Origin of the sequence: Pseudomonas sp. NFACC46-3, assembly GCF_900114515.1 — a bacterium.
Taxonomy (GTDB): domain Bacteria; phylum Pseudomonadota; class Gammaproteobacteria; order Pseudomonadales; family Pseudomonadaceae; genus Aquipseudomonas; species Aquipseudomonas fluorescens_Q.
On the sequence record NZ_FOTH01000060.1, the window covers coordinates 1 to 15,828 of the forward strand.

Here is a 15,828-nt window from a genome sequence, read left to right on the forward strand (position 1 = left end):
GCATGCAATCTTTTTGGGGTCGCTTCGCAACCCAGCGGGAGCAAGCTCCCTCGCCACGGAATTCATTGTCCAATCGGCTCCATCACAGGCACCGCCTTGATCACCGCCCTGGGCATCTGCACCCCGGCAGGCGCCGTCCCCGGAATCGCCCTCGCCGAGGCCGGCAACTGCGGGGCCTGCATGTCCGGCATTGCCCAGCTACGGTCTGGTTGCAGCAGGCCTTGGGCGCGACGCATGAAGTCGTAGCGGTTGAGGGTAATGCCGCGTCCCGCCGCCGTGTCGCGGATGATGTAGGGCCGCAGGAACACCATCAGGTTGGTCTTGGTGATCTGCCGCCGTTCGTTGCGAAACAGCGCACCGATCCCCGGAATGGTCGACAACCACGGTACCGCGTCATTGCTCTGGCTGTAGCCATCCTGCAGCAACCCGCCGAGGACCATGATCTGCCCATCGTCCAGCAGGATGCTGGTGTCGATGGCGCGCTTGTTGGTGACGATGCCGGTGGTGCTCGAAGCACGATTGTCGACGCTGCTGACTTCCTGATAGATGTCGAGCTTGACCGTCCCGCCTTCGGAAATCTGCGGCCGGACATTGAGCTTCAAACCCACCTCCTCGCGGGTCACGGTCTGGAACGGGTTGTTGCTGGTACCACCGCCGCCGGTGACATAGCTGCCGCTGACGAAGGGAATGGTCTGGCCGACGAAAATGCTCGCCGCTTCGTTGTCCAGGGTCAGCAGGTTCGGCGTCGACAGCACATTGGTGCCACCCTTGCTCTTCAAGGCCCGGGCCAGGACCTTGAGATCGAGAATCTTGCCGATACCCGGAATGTCCACCGTGCCGTTGACCACCCCCAGGTTCAGGCCCTGGGGCAAGACATCGATGCTGGTCTTGCCGTTGAGGTTGAGCGCGGTGCCGCCGAGGTTGACCCCGCCGATCACCCCGCTGCCACCGAGGTTGCCGGTCTGCCATTGCACGCCGAATTCGCTGGCGTCGTCCTCGCCGACCTCGACGATCAGGCTCTCGATCACCACTTGGGCGCGCCGCTGGTCCAACAGGTCGATGACTTCCCGCAGGTTGCGGTACAGCGGGTCCGGCGCGGAGATCAGCAAGGTGTTGGTGGTGGCGTCGGCCTGGATGGTCACGCCGCCGGCGCTGAAAGCGGTGTTCTGTTCGTTTTTCGTCGAAGCGGAAGTCGTGCCGTTGCTGCCTTGGCCGTAGCCGTTGCCGCTGGTCGAAGCATTGCCGCTGGTGGTGCCGCTGGTGCCATCGCCACTGCTGCCCTGCCCACTCTGTCCGTTGGTACTGGCGCCCATGCCACTGAGCACCGAGCGCGAGTTGTCGCTGCTCTCGCCTTCACTCTCCCCGGTGAGCAAGCCGCGCAGGGCCTGGGCCAGTTTGCCGGCCTGGGCATTGCGCAGGTACACCACATGCAGGTTGCTCGGGTTGTTCTGGGCGTTATCGAGCTTGTAGATCAGGTTGCGCGCCAGCTCCGTGCGCTCGGGGCTGCCGGCGCGGATGATGATGGAATTGGAGCGCGGATCGCCGATCACGTTGATCTTCTGGGTCTGGTCGCCGCCCTGGGTTTCCAGCAGATCAGAGACCATTTGCGCGATGTCGACCGCGATGCCGTTGTGGATCGGCACCACGTCGGTGTCGATGGCACTCGGGGTGTCGATGCCTTCGATGAGTTGCGCCACCCGCGACAGGTTCTCGGCGTAATCGGTGACGACAATGGTGTTGTTGCCCGGGTAGGCATTGATCGGGTTGTTCGGCGACACGATCGGGCGCAGCACCGGGATCAGATTCACCGCGTTCTCATATTGCAGGCGGAAGGTGCGGGTGAGCATGCCGTTGCCGGCCGGTTTGTCGGCACTGTAGATCGGCCCACCCAGCAGTTTGGCATCGGCCTCCGGCACCACCTGGGCCACGCCACCGACGTCGACCACGCTGAAGCCTTGCATGCGCAGCGCGGCCAGCAGCATGTCGTAGGCTTGGTGGGCCGGGACCTGGCCTTCGGACACCAGCGTCAGGTTGCCCTTGACCCGCGGGTCCACCAGAAACTGTTGACCGGTGGAACGGGACAAGGCCCGCACCACCGCCTGGATATCCGCCTCGACGAAATTCAGCGTCACCGGTTGATCGCCCAAGGGCGTACGCGCCGGCGCATTGTTGCGTGGCTCGCGAGCACGGGTGGTGAGGTCGACCTGATGCCGCACCGCGGGCTTATGTTCACGCAGGTCCTGGGCCCGCTGACGATCGAGCACTGCATCACCACTGCGCTGGGTACTCCCCAACGGAATGCCCAACTCACTGTCCACCAGCAACGGTGGCTGCGACGCGGGTGGCGTGCTGTTGCACGCACTTAACGCGAGCAACAACAGCGGTGCAGCCTTGCGCCAATGACGTGGGTATCTGGCCCCTTTCATGAAGCTTCCTTAGCGCCTTGCGCCTGATCCATGCGAACGGTTCCGGACAGTGTGCCGGCGGTATTGTCGGTGTCGTGGTTGTCGGGATTGGCAAGGGCGGTGCGCTGCAAACGGACCTCGATCACTTCCAGGGAGAATTGCCGTGGGTTGCCCAGCAACCAACTGATCACCGCCTCCGCTGGGGCCTGGTCGAACGTGAGCTGCCAGGTGTTGGGGCGCTCGGCGCCAGGCGCTTGCAATTGGTAATGCTGGCTCAAGCCACTGGCGTCCAGGCTCTGGCGCAAGGCGGTTTCAAGAGGCTGCTCGGGTGCGGGCCCCGCGACGTCGCGCAACAGCACTTCGAGGGCTTCGGTCTGTGAACGCAGCTTCGGGGTTTCGGCTTGCCAATAGGCGATAGTCTTGAGCGGCGGCTGGATCAGTGCGAGCCAGACCAGACAGCCGCCCACCACCAGCGCAGCCAGGGCCACGGCGGCTTGCTCACGCACCGCCAGCCCCTGCCAGAACGTGCGCAAACGCGTGCGATAGGTTGCCCAGCGCCCCCACACCAATGCCAGAGAATGCTTATTCATCATCGGCGTCCGGGTTTTCGTCGGGGCTGCCCTGGCCGGCCGGTGCCACACGCAGGGTCCAACCCTGATCGATGGCGGCGACGTCGATGCCGGCCTGGACCAGGGGGATTTTCCAATCCTCTTCGGCGGCGGTTTTCTGCGCCTCGGCCACGACATTCAGGCGCAACTCACCGTTCTCGAACACCAGCGCCTGGACATTGCCGCTCATGAACGGCATGGCACTGCCCGCCTGTTGCACCAGGCTGGCAAAGCGTTGGGCCGGGTCGGTCGCCGCACCGTTCTGGCGCGCAGCGATTTGCTGACGCGCCTGTTGCAGCGGGTTGAGAATCACCGGCAACTCGGGAAACGCCTGCTTCACCCGCTGGCTCATCTGCGCCTTGAGCCGTTGACCCAGGGCCGCTTCACGGGCGGCGTAGAGGTTCAGCCCAATCACCCACACCGCCAGTGCTGTCGCGCAGATCGCCGCCGCCCGGCCCCAGCCACCGCGCTCGACGGCGTTGCGTGCAAGGCCGGCATGCAACCCCCAGCCTGGCGCAGGGCCCATCCAGCGTTGGGTTTCGGCCAAGGCATCGATCGAAGGTTGCGGCGGCGCCTCGCCCACCCAATGCACCCCGGGCCCCGTTTCCAGTAGCCACTCGTCCAACGCCTCTTGTTGCAACGGTTGCACCACGGCGTGCTGCAGGTCATGGCGCACCAGCAGATGGTCGTCCTCGATACAGGCCACCGGCCCCGACAGCACCGGCAAGGCGTAGGCCGCCGGGTAGAGGCCACGCAGTTTCATGCCGGCCTGGTGCACAAGCCGCCCGAGATTGGCGAGGGATTCACGGTCCAGCCAGGCGATCTGCACCTGCCCATCGACCCCACGCGGGCCATGGGCCACCTGCATCTGTTCGCTGGCTCCGAGCATCAGGGCCTGGGCCGCGCACGTCACCGCTGCGGTGATCCTGGCCGCCGGTAACAGCGGCAACTCCAGGCGGGTCAACACGCTGTCGCGGGGATGAAGAAAACACTCCACCGAAAGGTTTTTACCACTCTGGCCCAGCGCCCGAAGGCTGCTGCGGCCTTGCTCACGGACCTGGCCTTGGCGATCAAGCCAGGCAAACGCCACCGGGCTGTCGAGGTCCAGGCTGTCCAGCGGCGCCAGGGCGATGCGCAAGCGCGTCATACCCCCACCCTCGACCAGATCACCTGGGGCAAGCGGTCCTCGGTACGTTGCAGCAACGCCTCCAGCTCGACCCGCCGCTGACCACTGCGTGCCTGGCCCCGCAGGCGGAACCAATCACTGGTGATGCCGACCTTGACGCTGGCCGTGTCCAACTCCGGCATGCGCAGGCGATTGACGAAATCCCCGCGATTGATAAACCAGTGGCCGCCATCGCGCTCCCTGACCAGAGCCTCGGCCCGTTGCAGCGACAGCCCCGGCACGTAGGCAGCCAGCACCGGGGCGCTGGCGGTGTTGCCATTGAGCCAGGTGTTGGTGGGCAGGATCGTCACGTACGGCGCCAGTGTGTCCAGCAACCGTGTGGTGACGCCTTTGACGCTGCGCAAGTCTTGCAAGGTGCGCAGCATCGGGCGCGTCGGGGCCAGCGGCGTGTTGTCGGCCTGGGGCGAGGTTTCGCGGCCGCTGTTGAAGGTATTGGCCTTTGGCGCCTGGTCCACCCGCTGCGGACTCAACAGGCGCGGATAGGCCTCGACCACCCTGTCGACGATACGCGTGCGGACCGTCGCGGCCACGCCCAATTGCTGGCACAGGCGTTCGAAGGCGCGCACTTGTTCCTCGTCCACCCGCTCATTGGCGACGAGGTTGCGCAGGTTGAACTTGCCTTGCTCATCTTCCAACTGGCCTTCGAAGGGTGTGTCGATCTGGCCTGAACCCGGTATCACGATAGGTTTGGCCCAAGGTTGGCCGAAGCGCGTCAGTGGATCGCGCTGCCTGGCATCCCAGAGCAACTGGCGACTCAGTTGCAGGCCACCCTGCAACCGCGCCGAGCCCTGGACACGCAACTGCTCGGCCTCCAGGCTGCGAGTGAACAGGGTCTGGCGGGTCAGCATGCCACCGGCAATGACCGCCACCACGGCAGCAATCAGCAAGGCACTGATCAGCGCCATGCCGCGCTGCTTCGCCGCGAGGGGCGAATCCGTTCGCATCACGGCCCTTACAACTGCCAGGAGCCAATGTCGGCATTCACGCCGTCGCCGTCAGGCTGACCGTCGGCGCCAAGGGAGAAGATATCGACTTCGCCGTTGGCACCCGGGTTGAGGTAGTTATAAGGACGGCCCCATGGGTCGTTGGGCAGGCGCTCCAGGTAAGAGCGCCAGGTGCTGTTTTTCGCATCGGCCGGCTTCTCCACCAGCACTTTGAGGCCCTGGTTCATGCTCGGGTAACTGCCGTGGTCCAGGCGATACAGCTTCAGGGCTTGCATCAGGCCGCCAATGTCCTGTTTCGCCGCCGTTGCCCGCGCCTGGTCGGGACGGTCGAGCACCTTGGGCACCACCATCGCCGCCAGGATGCCGAGGATCACCACCACGACCATGATTTCGATCAGGGTGAAACCCCGCTGCCCGCGAGGGCCTTGGGGACGGGCGTTGTAACGGGCGATCTGCATCTCGACGGTCCTTCGCTGGATTCGATTCGAGGCGCAGTGTTGCAAGAAAATATGTCAGTGATATTGAAATTGCTCAGGAGCTTGCGTCGTCAATTGGTCACGAACGCCGGCTAATCTTCAAGGCTGCCCTCACCCCGAGCCCGCGCCATGCCACGCCTCGCTCCGCAAGCCGGCTTCACCCTGATCGAAGTGCTGGTGGCCCTGGCGATCATCGCCGTGGCCATGTCGGCCGCTGTGCGCGTGGCGGCGGTGATGACCCAGAGCAACGGCCTGCTGCGCGACAAATCCATCGCCCTGCTGGCCGCCCGCAGCCAACTGGCGCAGTTGCGTCTGGAAGGTCGTTTTGCCCAGGGCTCGAAAGTGTTCGAATGCGACCAGGGACGATTGCTGTTGCGTTGCGAACAGAACCTGCGCCCGGCGGAAAACGGCCGGCTGCTGCGGGTTGAACTGAGCGTGTCGGATCGCAGTCGCGAAGCACCGCCGTTGGCTCGGTTGGAGACGTTGGTCAGCCGGGAAAAACCCTGAGTGGAGTGGATTAACACATCCTCTGTGGCGAGGGGATTTATCCCCGCTGGGCTGCGCAGCAGCCCTAATATCAGCCTCATTAAATGCCAGGCCTAATGCATTCTGCTATTTGGGGCTGCTGCGCAGCCCAGCGGGGATAAATCCCCTCGCCACATCGGCTTCAGCGGGTTAGCGAGGGCAAACTCACCGAATCCGGCAACCGAGCCAGGACCAGCCGGGTCTGCTCATTGCCGCGTTCGATAACCACCGCCTGCGCCTCGATCGCTACCAACCGTACGCCTTGGGCCACCCTTTCACCGACCAGGAAACTGCGCGGCGGTCCGTCGTTGAGACTGAGGATCGCCACGGGCGTGTGCGTGCCGGCCATCACACCGCTGACCTTGATGTCCACCGCTGCCGGCTGGTTGGAGAACCATTGCAGCGCCGGGTTATCGGAACGTTCGGCCATGCGTTGCGGGGCGACATCCGGCGTGCGCGACTCGGCCGACGTGAGCAGCAGCGAAGACCAGGCCGCCACCCCGGCCAACGCCGCCAACAGACCCACGGCCTGGACGATTTGCGCCGGGGACACACGCTCGATGAACGCCATGGCCTGAATCTCCTTTCTTGGGTTCCAGCGTCCAGCCTACGCGTCAATTCTCTCCGTTTTATTTCACATCCTTATCATCTTCACCGTGCAGGATGGTTTCACGCAAAGGAGCGCGCATGAACCTCGGCAAGCAACGCGGTTTCACCCTGATCGAACTGATGGTGGTGCTGGTGATCATCGGCATTGCCAGCGCCGCCGTGAGCCTGAGCATCAAGCCGGATCCGTTGAAGTTGCTGCGCCAGGACGGCGAGCGGCTGGTGCAACTGCTGCAACTGGCCCAGACCGAAGCCCGCACCGACGGGCGACCGATTACCTGGCGCTGGGACGCCAAGGGGTTTGGTTTCAGTCGTCGCGCCGATCAAGGCACCGGGTTGGATCGTTTCAAGGATGATCCGCAACTGCATCCGCGTCGCTGGCAGAGCCCGTCGATGGAGGTTCGCGTGGACCCCAGGCAACGGGTGGTGCTGAATGCCGAGTGGCTCGGCGAGCCCTTGCAGATCCGCTTGTCGGACGGCGTGAACAGCCTCACGGTACAACGCAGTGCCGCGGGGCGGGTGCAACTCCAATGAGTGTCCGGCAGACAGGCTTCACCTTGCTGGAAGTGATGGTGGCGATCCTGCTGATGGCGGTGGTCAGCCTGATCGCCTGGCGTGGGCTGGACAGCGTGACTCGTGCCGACAGCCATTTGCAGGCCAGTACCGAGCAGACCGAAGCGCTGCTGCGGGTGTTGAACCAACTGGAGCGCGACGTGGCCCTGCGCGCCAGCATCGAGCTGAGTGAACCGGTCAAACCCGGCGTCGACGACCAGCCCTCGACCGCCCCGACCGCCCTCACCGTGCGCAGCACCGAAGGTCGGGGCTTTCGCCTGGATGTGATCCGCGTGGCGGCGACCCAGGAAGGCGAGTTGCAACGGGTGCGCTGGTGGCTCAAGGGTGACACGCTTTACCGCGCCCAAGGCCAGGCCCGCAGTCGCTACCCCCTGCCCGCACCCGGCTCGGGCGTGGCCGTGCTCAGTGACGTCAGCGATGCCGGACTGCGGTTCTGGGACAAGGAAAAAGGCTGGCGCAAGCTCAGCGGCAACCGCCAGGAAAACCCAATGGGCATCGAAATCAGCCTGACCCGCCAGACACCCCAGGGGGCCGAAACGTATCGACAGGTGTTGGGGCCGCTGGATTAGCTCGCGATAGCGGTGGGTCTGTCAAGGATGATGTCGAATGTACCGGCCTCATCGCGAGCAAGCTCGCTCCCACAGCGTTAACGGGTGACCTCAAGATTTGGGCACACCCTTGTGGGAGCGAGCTTGCTCGCGATGAGGCCCGCCAGGCGCCGCAGGCCTCAGCTCAGCACCACCACGCCACCCGGCAACTCGGTGCATTTGGCGCCGTAGGCATCGCGGATCAACAGCGCCACGCCCGCCAACTGGTCGAGGCGAAACCGCGCCTGGACCTTGCGCTGGCCCAGTTCGCGGTTGAGCAGCAGCAACATGCCGGGACGGTAGCGGTTGATTTCGTCGATGACGCTGGCCAGGGTCGCGTCGTTGAACACCAGCACCTGCTCACGCCAGGCAACGGCGGCCGACACATCGGCACGCTTGGGCGCGCCCACCTGGTGAGGCTCGTAAGTCATCTGCATGCCCGGCTCCAGACGGAACCGCCGGCCTTGCACCTCGACCTGCACCACGCCCTCCAGGCAGGTCGCGCAGACGCTCTGGTCGGTGTAGCGGATGTTGAAGCGTGCCTGGGCGGCGCTGATCCAACCGGCGCCGGCCTGGACGCTGACCACCTGGGCACTGCGCCCCTGCACTTCAATCTCGCCGCTGAGCAATTCCAGTCCTTGTCCGCCATCGGCCAGCGCGCGGCGACTGAGACGGGTCTGGGTGTTGAGCTCCAGGCTGACGCCTTCGGCCAGTTCCACGCGGCGCTGTTCGCCGACGTCGGTGACGTAGTCGGCTCCCAGCCCGGAAACACCGCCTGGCACCGTGGCGCGGATCAACAGGAAGGCCGCCGATGCCGCGATGGCGCCACCCAGCAACGCCCGGCGGCCGAAATGCCGCGGCGCCTGCAACGCTGCGGCGGCCGGTTGCAGCCCCTGCCACAACGCCTTGGCCTGTTCGAAGGCCTGGGCATGTTCGGGGCTCTGCCCGCACCACAGGCGCAAGGCCCGGGCATCGGCCACGGTGGCGCGCCCCGAGGTCAGCAGGATCAGCCAGTCTCGGGCCTCGCCGGCCAATCGGGCCTGGGGCGTGGCGTCAGGGGAAGCGATGCTGAAGATGTTCAAGCGCACACACACTCACGAAAGGGTCGGGTCTCTACTCTCAAGACGGTTTTCCCGCGCCGGGACCGAACCGCTGAATGACTTTTCTTTCCAGGCGCTGGGCGCAGTGCCCCAACGCAGCCTTGATCTCCTTCTCCACCATGCGCGTGGAAATACCGAAGCGCTGGGATATTTCCAGGTGCGGTGCTTCCTCCAGGCGTGCGGCGATGAAGATCCTGCGGCGGCGCGCCGGCAGTTCGTACAAGGCCTTGAGCAGGGTCTGCAGCTCCTTCTGCCCACCCACCACACGGGCCGGATCCAGCGCTTCATCCGAGACCTGCAGCAATTCCTCGATTTCATCGCCCGTGAGCAAACGCGCATCGGCCTGCCGGCGGTCGGCGGCGATATTCAGGGCCATGCGATACAAATAAGCGTTGGGCTGGGCAATCTCCTGGGTATCGACCATGCGATCGACCCGCAGGTAGGTTTCATGCAACACATCGTTGGCCAGTTCCTCGGAGCCCAGGCGTCTGCGCAGGCGCACCTTGAAATCCTCATACGAGGTGAGGAACAACCTCACCAACGGGCTGCGACCGGAGTCTTTCATCGCCCGGACACCCCTTCCCCTGCTATGCATTCCATGCTTCTTCCTGATAAGTCGGGTAACAAAAGCAGGGTCACCGGCTGGCGCAACGAGCTGGGCGCCGGGCGGTCGATCCTGAGGTTCTGCAAACTGTTGACCAAGGCCTTGTCCCGCATCAGGTCGCCCGTGGAACTGACCAGGCGACTGTGCTGGACCACGCCGTCCCGGCCGATCCACACTTGCAGCACCGCCCGGAAACTGCCTGGGCGGGTCAACGGTGAACGACACAAATTGCGCTGGATGACCGCCTGGATCGCTGCCGCGTAGTTGCTGTCACTCAAGCCTGGGGTGACGCCGGGAGGCAGCGGCACCTCTCGGACCCGCACCGGCTGCAATGTGAACGCATCCGCCCGGGCATAGTGCGCCGCCAGTCCGGTGCCGCTGAGCAACACCCTCAACCCTTCGGAAGGTGTGAACTGCCCCTGGACACCCAGCGTATGACGCTGGCTCGACAACTGATGGTCCACCAGCACCGCCATGCCCGTCGCCCGGCTGAACTGCTCCAGCGCCGTGGTCAGTTCCTGGGGCGCGATGTCCAGGTCCACCAGGCCGACCGCCTGGATCGGTCCGGCCAGCAGACACAGCAACACCATCAGCCACCCCAAGGGCGCCCTGGTCAATCCACGTCCGCGTCCGCCCCCGGCTCTGCCCTGCTGCACGACTGACGTATCCGTTGAAAATCGTCATCCTGAGGGGTGTTTATGAATGTCGTATGACAACCGATACAAATCCTCCAGGCCGCACTAGACTGGTGCCCTGACAACGCACCGTCCGCTGCGGCGGGCCAGGAGGTCGCAGATGAAACCGTGGATGAACATGATGGCAGGCCTCGGGCTGTTCATGGCCCTGCCCGGGGCCCAGGGTGAAGAAGCCCCGGCCTGTATCGAGGTAACCGTTGGCGGTTACAAGACCCCAGACTACAACTGCCTGAGTCGGCAGATGGGCAACGACCCCCAGGCCGCGAAGGCGGCGCAACAGGCCCAGGACGCCATGAATGTGCCGGTCAACGAGCGCGCTCCGAACAGCATTGGCCTGGCTACCCCGGCGGCCACGGGGGTGCGCATGGGCAATACATTCGGCACTTCGGTCAAGCCCCAACGGCCGCCGGCTACCTCGGGGACCTCGCCGCTGCTCAAGTAACGACGCCGCTTTTGTGGCGAGGGGATTTATCCCCGTTGGGGCGCGAGCGGCCCTAAAGCCTGACAGCTCGGTATGTCAGATAGATTGAGTTCTTGTTTTTGGGGCTGCTACGCAGCCCAACGGGGATAAATCCCCTCGCCACAAAAGCAGCTCGCCACAGTCTCCTTCAGGATTGGCAATCAAGCACTGGGACTCTGGCGAAAACTCACCGCCAGCCGGTTCCAGCTGTTGATGGTGCTGATCGCCAGGGTCAGGTCCACCAATTCCTCCTCGCTGAAACAGGCCCGGGCCTGGGCATAGATTTCGTCCGGCACCTGGCTTTCAGCCAACAGCGTCACCGCCTCGGTCCAGGCCAGGGCGGCGCGTTCACGGGCCGTGAAAAAACCGCTGTCGCGCCACACCGCCACCGCGTAGAGCCGGCGCTCGGTCTCGCCCTGGCGTCGGGCCTCCACCGAATGCATGTCGGTGCAGAAGGCACAGCCATTGAGTTGTGAAGCGCGGATCTTGATCAAGTGCAACAGCGCCGGTTCGATACTCAGGCGGCTGGTCAGGGCTTCCAGGCCGATCATGGCTCGCATCGCCCCGGGGGATGCGGTGTAGTAATCCAGACGCGGGCTCATGGCGGGCTCCGTGGCATTCGAGACCTTCACGGTAAGCTCAGGGACCGGTCAATGACAGGTCCAATTCGGCGAAAAAACCGGGGACAAGTCCAATGCACAGGATTTTCCCCACGCAACTTCTATGCAGTCGCACAATGCGGGTAATCTTGCGCCTTTGACGCCGGCCACCGAACAACCGCCCAGGAGCTTGCGGGTATGGAACTTCATGTTGTCATCAACGGCCGCAAGGACCTGTCGGGCCAGTTGTATCAACAATTGCGCAGCGCCATCGAAAGCGGTCGCCTGGCGGCCGGCACGCAGCTACCGCCCAGCCGCCTGCTGGCCGAGCAACTGGGCGTCTCGCGCAAGACCGTCTCCGACACCTACGCCCAACTGACCTACGAAAACCTGCTCACCGGCATCATCGGCAAAGGCACCTACGTCAACGCACGGCCGGCCAGGATCGTGCGCAAGCAGAGCCACCGCGAGCTGGCCGGTGCCGACGTCGTCGAAGCCTGGCGCACCATGCCCGACCTGATGCGCCATCCCACCCTCGAAGGTGCGTTGCGCTACGACTTCATCGGCGGCGCCACGGGCAAGGGTCAGTTTCCGCTGGACGACTGGCGGCGTTGCACCGCCCACGCGCTGCGTCAGATTGCCAGCGCCAAAGGCTTCTACAGCCAGCCCGAGGGCTTGCCGGCGCTGCGCAATGCCATTGCCCGGCACATCGCGTTTTCCCGTGGGGTCAATTGCCAGGATGAAGACGTCGTGGTCTGCAACGGCGCACAGCAGGCCCTGGACCTGATCTCGCGGGTGCTGACCCGTCCCGGCAGCCTGGTGGCCATGGAAGATCCGGGCTATCCACCGGCGCGCTTGCTGTTCGGCTCCCAGGGCGCCACGGTGGCCGGGGTGCCGGTGGACGAGCAAGGCATGCGGGTCGACCTGATCCCCGACGGCACGCGGCTGATTTATGTGACGCCCTCCCACCAGTTTCCCTTGGGCATGCCCATGAGCCAGGCCCGCCGCAACGCTCTGCTGGCGCGGGCCTATGAGCTGGGGGCGATCATCATCGAAGACGACTACGACAGCGAATTCCGCTACGAAGGCCGGCCCGCCGATTCGTTGCAGAGCCTGGATGAGCGCGGGATCGTCGCGTACGTGGGCACCTTCTCCAAGACCTTGTTGCCGGAACTGCGGCTCGGCTATGCGATCCTGCCGCCAGCGATTCTTGAAGCAGTGATCCTGGCCAAGCGCCTCACCGACCAGCACACCTCCACCCTGCCCCAGTGGGCGTTGGCGAAGTTCATCGCCGAGGGCTGCCTGCTCAAGCACATCCGCCGTTGCCACACGCTGTATGCCGGGCGCCGCGAGCGAATCCTGGCACGCATGGGCGGGGATTTGTCGCCCTGGTTCGAGGCGGTTCCCACAACCGCGGGCTTTCATATGGCGGTGTTGTGCAAGGTGCCCATCGACCTGGCGCTGGTGATCGAGCTGGCGAGAAAAGCCGAAGTCGGGCTGTACAGCCTTGACGGCTTTTTCAATGAGGCTGCGGTGCGTCCCGGCCTGTTCCTGGGTTTCGGCGCCATTGACACCCTGGACATTGACATCGCCCTGGACCGCTTGCGAGACATTTTGCAGCAGGTCACTTGAGCCATTGGACTGGGCATTTATCCGCTCATTGGCTGTTTTAGCCTCGCCATTACAGGCCTATCCTGCTGGGGTCTCGTTGATGTCGAGCCAAATCCCGTCCGACTTGATTCAGGAGCCAGAACCATGACTCGCCAGGTGATCAATACCGTACAGGTCCAAGCCGCCGCTGGTCGCTCGGAAGAACTGGGCCGCCAGTTGCAGAAAATCGTCGAAACCCTGCGCGCGCAGCCTGGGTGCGATGCCTACATGGTTGACCGTTGCCCGGACGACGGTGACCGCTGGACCGTCAGCGCTCGCTGGCAATCGGAAGCGGCGATGCAAGCCCATTTCAACTGCCCCGAGGTGCAGGGCTTCATCGGCCTTATCGATAGTCGCCTGGCCCGCAGCGTGGATTTCAACAGTTTCCCGATTGTCTGAAACGCACTGTGGCACCCCTGCCTTTACGTAGCCGGACGCCAGCACTCAATTTTTGAAACGAAGAACGACCGGTCTGAAGCCGCTCTCCGAGAAGAACATCCCGATGACCACAATACGACCGTCCTCCTGTAGTGCAATGGCTTGAGGATGATCGACACTGCTGCCGATTTTGGTTCGCACAATTCCCGTGCCATCGCCAAAACTGCCGTCCAAGCTGGCATCGCTCAGGTATCGCGCAAGCAGGATGTCGGCCTCTTCGCCCCCCAGAGTAGCGCCCGTTACGACAATTTTTCCGCTGTCATCAGTGGCAACACCGATCCATTGCGATCCGTACGGATTGTCGTCAATCAATGTCAACAACGGCACCCCTCGGTTGAACAGCGGATCATTCCTGCCATCTGGGCGGAGGCTTAGCAGAAAGCCAGCTGTTGGAGCGACGGTTGTCGAACCTGCAGCGACGAGATTCCCGTTCTTTTGCAACGCCAATGACAGAATTTGAGTCGGCCTTTCAATCTCAGTGAGAACAAATCCCGCACTGCCAAAACTTGGGTCAGCCGTTCCGTCAGACATATAACGTGCAGTGAATGCAGCTTCGCGTCCGCCAACGATGGCTATCCCGGCGACGACGATTTTTCCATCTGGCTGGATCAGGTGTGTGGTGATTGCAGTCGAACACTCAGGGTATCGCACGATGACGAAGCCCTTACCGTTGTTCAGGCTGAGATCCAGATTGCCGTTCGACTCAAGCCGCATCAGCACGCCGACACTATCGATAAAACTGTAGCGGTGTACGCTGGTCATCCAGATTTTTCCATCAGGGAGGACTGTGGCACTGACACTGCTGCGTCCGCTACCGTCACGGGTTGCATTATCCGCAATGGCTGGATTGGATTGATCCAGTGGTAGCCGGATGACGACATGGCCTTTAAAACCGAACCTGGTGTCCAGACGCCCATCGCTGTAAAAACGTGCTGCCGCAGACAGGCTGGGGCTATATTGATCATCTTCCTTAAAGAGGCCAGTCAGTAGTATCTGACCATTGTCCAACAGTGAAATGGACTCTCCGCCAGAGGCGTAGCCCTCTGCGAAGCTGCCCGTGATCACACCGTATTCGCCAAAGTCCCTGTCGGCGGATCCGTCTGGGTTCAGGCGGATAATGCTGTAGTTCTGGCCGAATCTCCCGGCGATGAGCACCTTGTGGTCGGGAGCGATGGTAAGCCCCGAAACGCTCCCGGGCATGAGAGGGTCGGCGGAGTTGGAAGGGAACACTTTTCCGCCAGAGCCAAAGGTAGGATCAAGGCTTCCGGCGTTACGAGACAAGTCAGTAGACATTGGATAACTCCTGTATGGGTTGAGAGCCCTTGTGCCAAATACCGGGGTTGAAAATTCAATGCTCTACTGCTGATGCAAGGGCGATTTCGTTTTGCTCCATGAATCCGGCCCCGTCAACTGTCAGTCCTGACAGTTGACGGCTGGCAAAATGCGTGGGGCATATAGAACACTTCTCCTGTGACGAGGGCGCTTGCTCCCGCTGAGCCTGTAGGAGCTGCCGAGTGCAACCAGGCTGCGATCTTGTCCAATCCAATTGATCTCAATCGAAAGATCAAAAGATCGCAGCCTTCGGCAGCTCCTACAGGGGGGTTACCTTTCAAGTTTGGTGGATCACGGTATTGGTCTACCCGCCTTCTTAAAGATTGGACGTTTGTTTGCACCACCGTGGGGCTTAGGGTGAATCCATCGCCGCGCCAGCGCGAACTCACTCAAACCCACGAAGGTCATTGCAATGAAAACCCTCTGCCTGATCGCCACCCTCAGTCTGCTGCCCCTGGCCCCGGTCTATGCCCACGAAACCGCGCCTTCGGAAAAGGTCAACGTACTGCAGGAGAAGATGCTGAAGAACCTGCCGGGTAAAAAAACCATGATGCTGACGGTCGACTACGCCCCCGGCCAGTCGTCCGTTGCCCACAAACATGAAGGAACGGCCATGGCCTATGTGCTGGAAGGTGCTATCACCTCCCAGGTCAAGGGCGAACCGGCGAAGACCTACAAGGCCGGTGAGTTCTGGTATGAAGCGGCGGGTTCCGAGCACCTGGTGTCGAAAAACGCCAGCACGAGCCAACCGGCGAAATTGCTGGTGTTCATGGTGATGGGAGAGGATGAAGCGGTATTGATACCGCTGAAGAACTAACGGATCAATGCAATCCCCTGTGGGAGCGGGCTTGCTCGCGAAGACGGCGGCACATCCAACACTTGTGCAAGCTGACCCGACGCATTCGCGAGCAAGCCCGCTCCCACAGGGGTCCACAGTGAATCTTGAAAGATCGAGTAGGAGGCGGATTTGCATCCGCCGTCCTCTCACACCACCGTACGTACGGTTCCGTATACGGCGGTTCAGGTTATGCAGATAAGCC

The 15,828-nt window shown here is 63.0% G+C and carries 18 protein-coding genes; 7 read left to right on the forward strand and 11 right to left on the reverse strand.

The window, feature by feature from the left end:
* Positions 1-62: 62 nt before the first annotated feature.
* From gspD to gspG, 5 genes are read right to left on the reverse strand one after another with little or no spacing between them, the layout of a single operon-like run.
* Positions 63-2,426: a type II secretion system secretin GspD gene (gene gspD / locus BM300_RS28975; RefSeq protein WP_092464658.1), complete on the reverse strand. Its 2,364-nt coding sequence runs from the start codon at positions 2,424-2,426 to the stop codon at positions 63-65.
* Positions 2,423-2,995 (reverse strand): type II secretion system protein GspM, encoded by a 573-nt coding sequence (gene gspM / locus BM300_RS28980; protein WP_092464660.1) that lies wholly within the window; start codon positions 2,993-2,995, stop codon positions 2,423-2,425. Before gspM ends, gspD begins: the two co-directional genes overlap by 4 nt.
* The gene (gspL, locus tag BM300_RS28985) at positions 2,988-4,160 is read right to left on the reverse strand and encodes a type II secretion system protein GspL (protein ID WP_092464662.1); all 1,173 of its coding nucleotides are present in this window, start codon (positions 4,158-4,160) and stop codon (positions 2,988-2,990) included. The genes gspM and gspL overlap by 8 nt, the downstream gene beginning before the upstream one ends.
* Positions 4,157-5,143: a type II secretion system minor pseudopilin GspK gene (gene gspK / locus BM300_RS28990; RefSeq protein WP_092145871.1), complete on the reverse strand. Its 987-nt coding sequence runs from the start codon at positions 5,141-5,143 to the stop codon at positions 4,157-4,159. The genes gspL and gspK overlap by 4 nt, the downstream gene beginning before the upstream one ends.
* 8 nt (positions 5,144-5,151) lie before the next feature.
* Positions 5,152-5,601 (reverse strand): type II secretion system major pseudopilin GspG, encoded by a 450-nt coding sequence (gene gspG / locus BM300_RS28995; RefSeq protein ID WP_018614378.1) that lies wholly within the window; start codon positions 5,599-5,601, stop codon positions 5,152-5,154.
* Between the two features lie 147 nt (positions 5,602-5,748).
* Here gspG and gspI point away from each other — a divergent pair, with 147 nt between their 5' ends.
* Positions 5,749-6,126: a type II secretion system minor pseudopilin GspI gene (gene gspI, locus BM300_RS29000; protein ID WP_092347812.1), complete on the forward strand. Its 378-nt coding sequence runs from the start codon at positions 5,749-5,751 to the stop codon at positions 6,124-6,126.
* A gap of 160 nt (positions 6,127-6,286) precedes the next feature.
* Here gspI and BM300_RS29005 read toward each other — a convergent pair whose 3' ends face one another.
* A complete protein-coding gene (locus tag BM300_RS29005) occupies positions 6,287-6,715 on the reverse strand; it encodes a type II secretion system protein N (RefSeq protein WP_092347809.1) in 429 nt (142 codons plus the stop codon).
* A 116-nt stretch (positions 6,716-6,831) separates the two neighbouring features.
* Between BM300_RS29005 and gspH the strand changes: the two genes are divergently transcribed.
* The gene (gene gspH, locus BM300_RS29010) at positions 6,832-7,284 is read left to right on the forward strand and encodes a type II secretion system minor pseudopilin GspH (RefSeq protein WP_092145875.1); all 453 of its coding nucleotides are present in this window, start codon (positions 6,832-6,834) and stop codon (positions 7,282-7,284) included.
* Positions 7,281-7,892: a type II secretion system protein GspJ gene (locus BM300_RS29015; protein ID WP_092464664.1), complete on the forward strand. Its 612-nt coding sequence runs from the start codon at positions 7,281-7,283 to the stop codon at positions 7,890-7,892. The genes gspH and BM300_RS29015 overlap by 4 nt, the downstream gene beginning before the upstream one ends.
* 158 nt (positions 7,893-8,050) lie before the next feature.
* Here the strand turns inward: BM300_RS29015 and BM300_RS29020 are convergent, their stop codons facing one another.
* Genes BM300_RS29020 through BM300_RS29030 form a run of 3 tightly spaced genes read right to left on the reverse strand, consistent with a single transcriptional unit; the run spans position 8,051 to position 10,204 of the window.
* Entirely contained in the window at positions 8,051-8,992 is a 942-nt protein-coding gene (locus BM300_RS29020) for a FecR family protein (RefSeq protein ID WP_092146057.1), read from the reverse strand.
* Positions 8,993-9,029: 37 nt separating this feature from the next.
* Positions 9,030-9,575 (reverse strand): sigma-70 family RNA polymerase sigma factor, encoded by a 546-nt coding sequence (locus BM300_RS29025; RefSeq protein WP_072347363.1) that lies wholly within the window; start codon positions 9,573-9,575, stop codon positions 9,030-9,032.
* The gene (locus BM300_RS29030; protein WP_063320780.1) at positions 9,572-10,204 is read right to left on the reverse strand and encodes a secretin and TonB N-terminal domain-containing protein; all 633 of its coding nucleotides are present in this window, start codon (positions 10,202-10,204) and stop codon (positions 9,572-9,574) included. Before BM300_RS29030 ends, BM300_RS29025 begins: the two co-directional genes overlap by 4 nt.
* A 205-nt stretch (positions 10,205-10,409) precedes the next feature.
* On the opposite strand from BM300_RS29030, the gene BM300_RS29035 reads away from it, so the two are divergent.
* Positions 10,410-10,751 (forward strand): hypothetical protein, encoded by a 342-nt coding sequence (locus BM300_RS29035; RefSeq protein WP_092145881.1) that lies wholly within the window; start codon positions 10,410-10,412, stop codon positions 10,749-10,751.
* Positions 10,752-10,930: 179 nt separating this feature from the next.
* Here BM300_RS29035 and BM300_RS29040 read toward each other — a convergent pair whose 3' ends face one another.
* A complete protein-coding gene (locus BM300_RS29040; RefSeq protein WP_063320778.1) occupies positions 10,931-11,371 on the reverse strand; it encodes a carboxymuconolactone decarboxylase family protein in 441 nt (146 codons plus the stop codon).
* A 195-nt stretch (positions 11,372-11,566) separates the two neighbouring features.
* Here BM300_RS29040 and BM300_RS29045 point away from each other — a divergent pair, with 195 nt between their 5' ends.
* Together BM300_RS29045 and BM300_RS29050 are read left to right on the forward strand one after the other, a co-directional pair.
* Positions 11,567-13,000, forward strand: coding sequence for a MocR-like pyridoxine biosynthesis transcription factor PdxR (locus BM300_RS29045; protein WP_092347803.1), 1,434 nt, complete (start codon positions 11,567-11,569; stop codon positions 12,998-13,000).
* A gap of 123 nt (positions 13,001-13,123) precedes the next feature.
* Complete coding sequence (locus tag BM300_RS29050) at positions 13,124-13,417, forward strand: antibiotic biosynthesis monooxygenase family protein (RefSeq protein ID WP_092145887.1); 294 nt, start codon at positions 13,124-13,126, stop codon at positions 13,415-13,417.
* A gap of 45 nt (positions 13,418-13,462) precedes the next feature.
* On the opposite strand, the gene BM300_RS29055 is transcribed toward BM300_RS29050, so the two are convergent.
* Positions 13,463-14,749, reverse strand: coding sequence for a delta-60 repeat domain-containing protein (locus BM300_RS29055; protein WP_092145889.1), 1,287 nt, complete (start codon positions 14,747-14,749; stop codon positions 13,463-13,465).
* A gap of 451 nt (positions 14,750-15,200) precedes the next feature.
* Here BM300_RS29055 and BM300_RS29060 point away from each other — a divergent pair, with 451 nt between their 5' ends.
* A complete protein-coding gene (locus BM300_RS29060; RefSeq protein ID WP_092145891.1) occupies positions 15,201-15,605 on the forward strand; it encodes a cupin domain-containing protein in 405 nt (134 codons plus the stop codon).
* Positions 15,606-15,828: the final 223 nt, after the last annotated feature.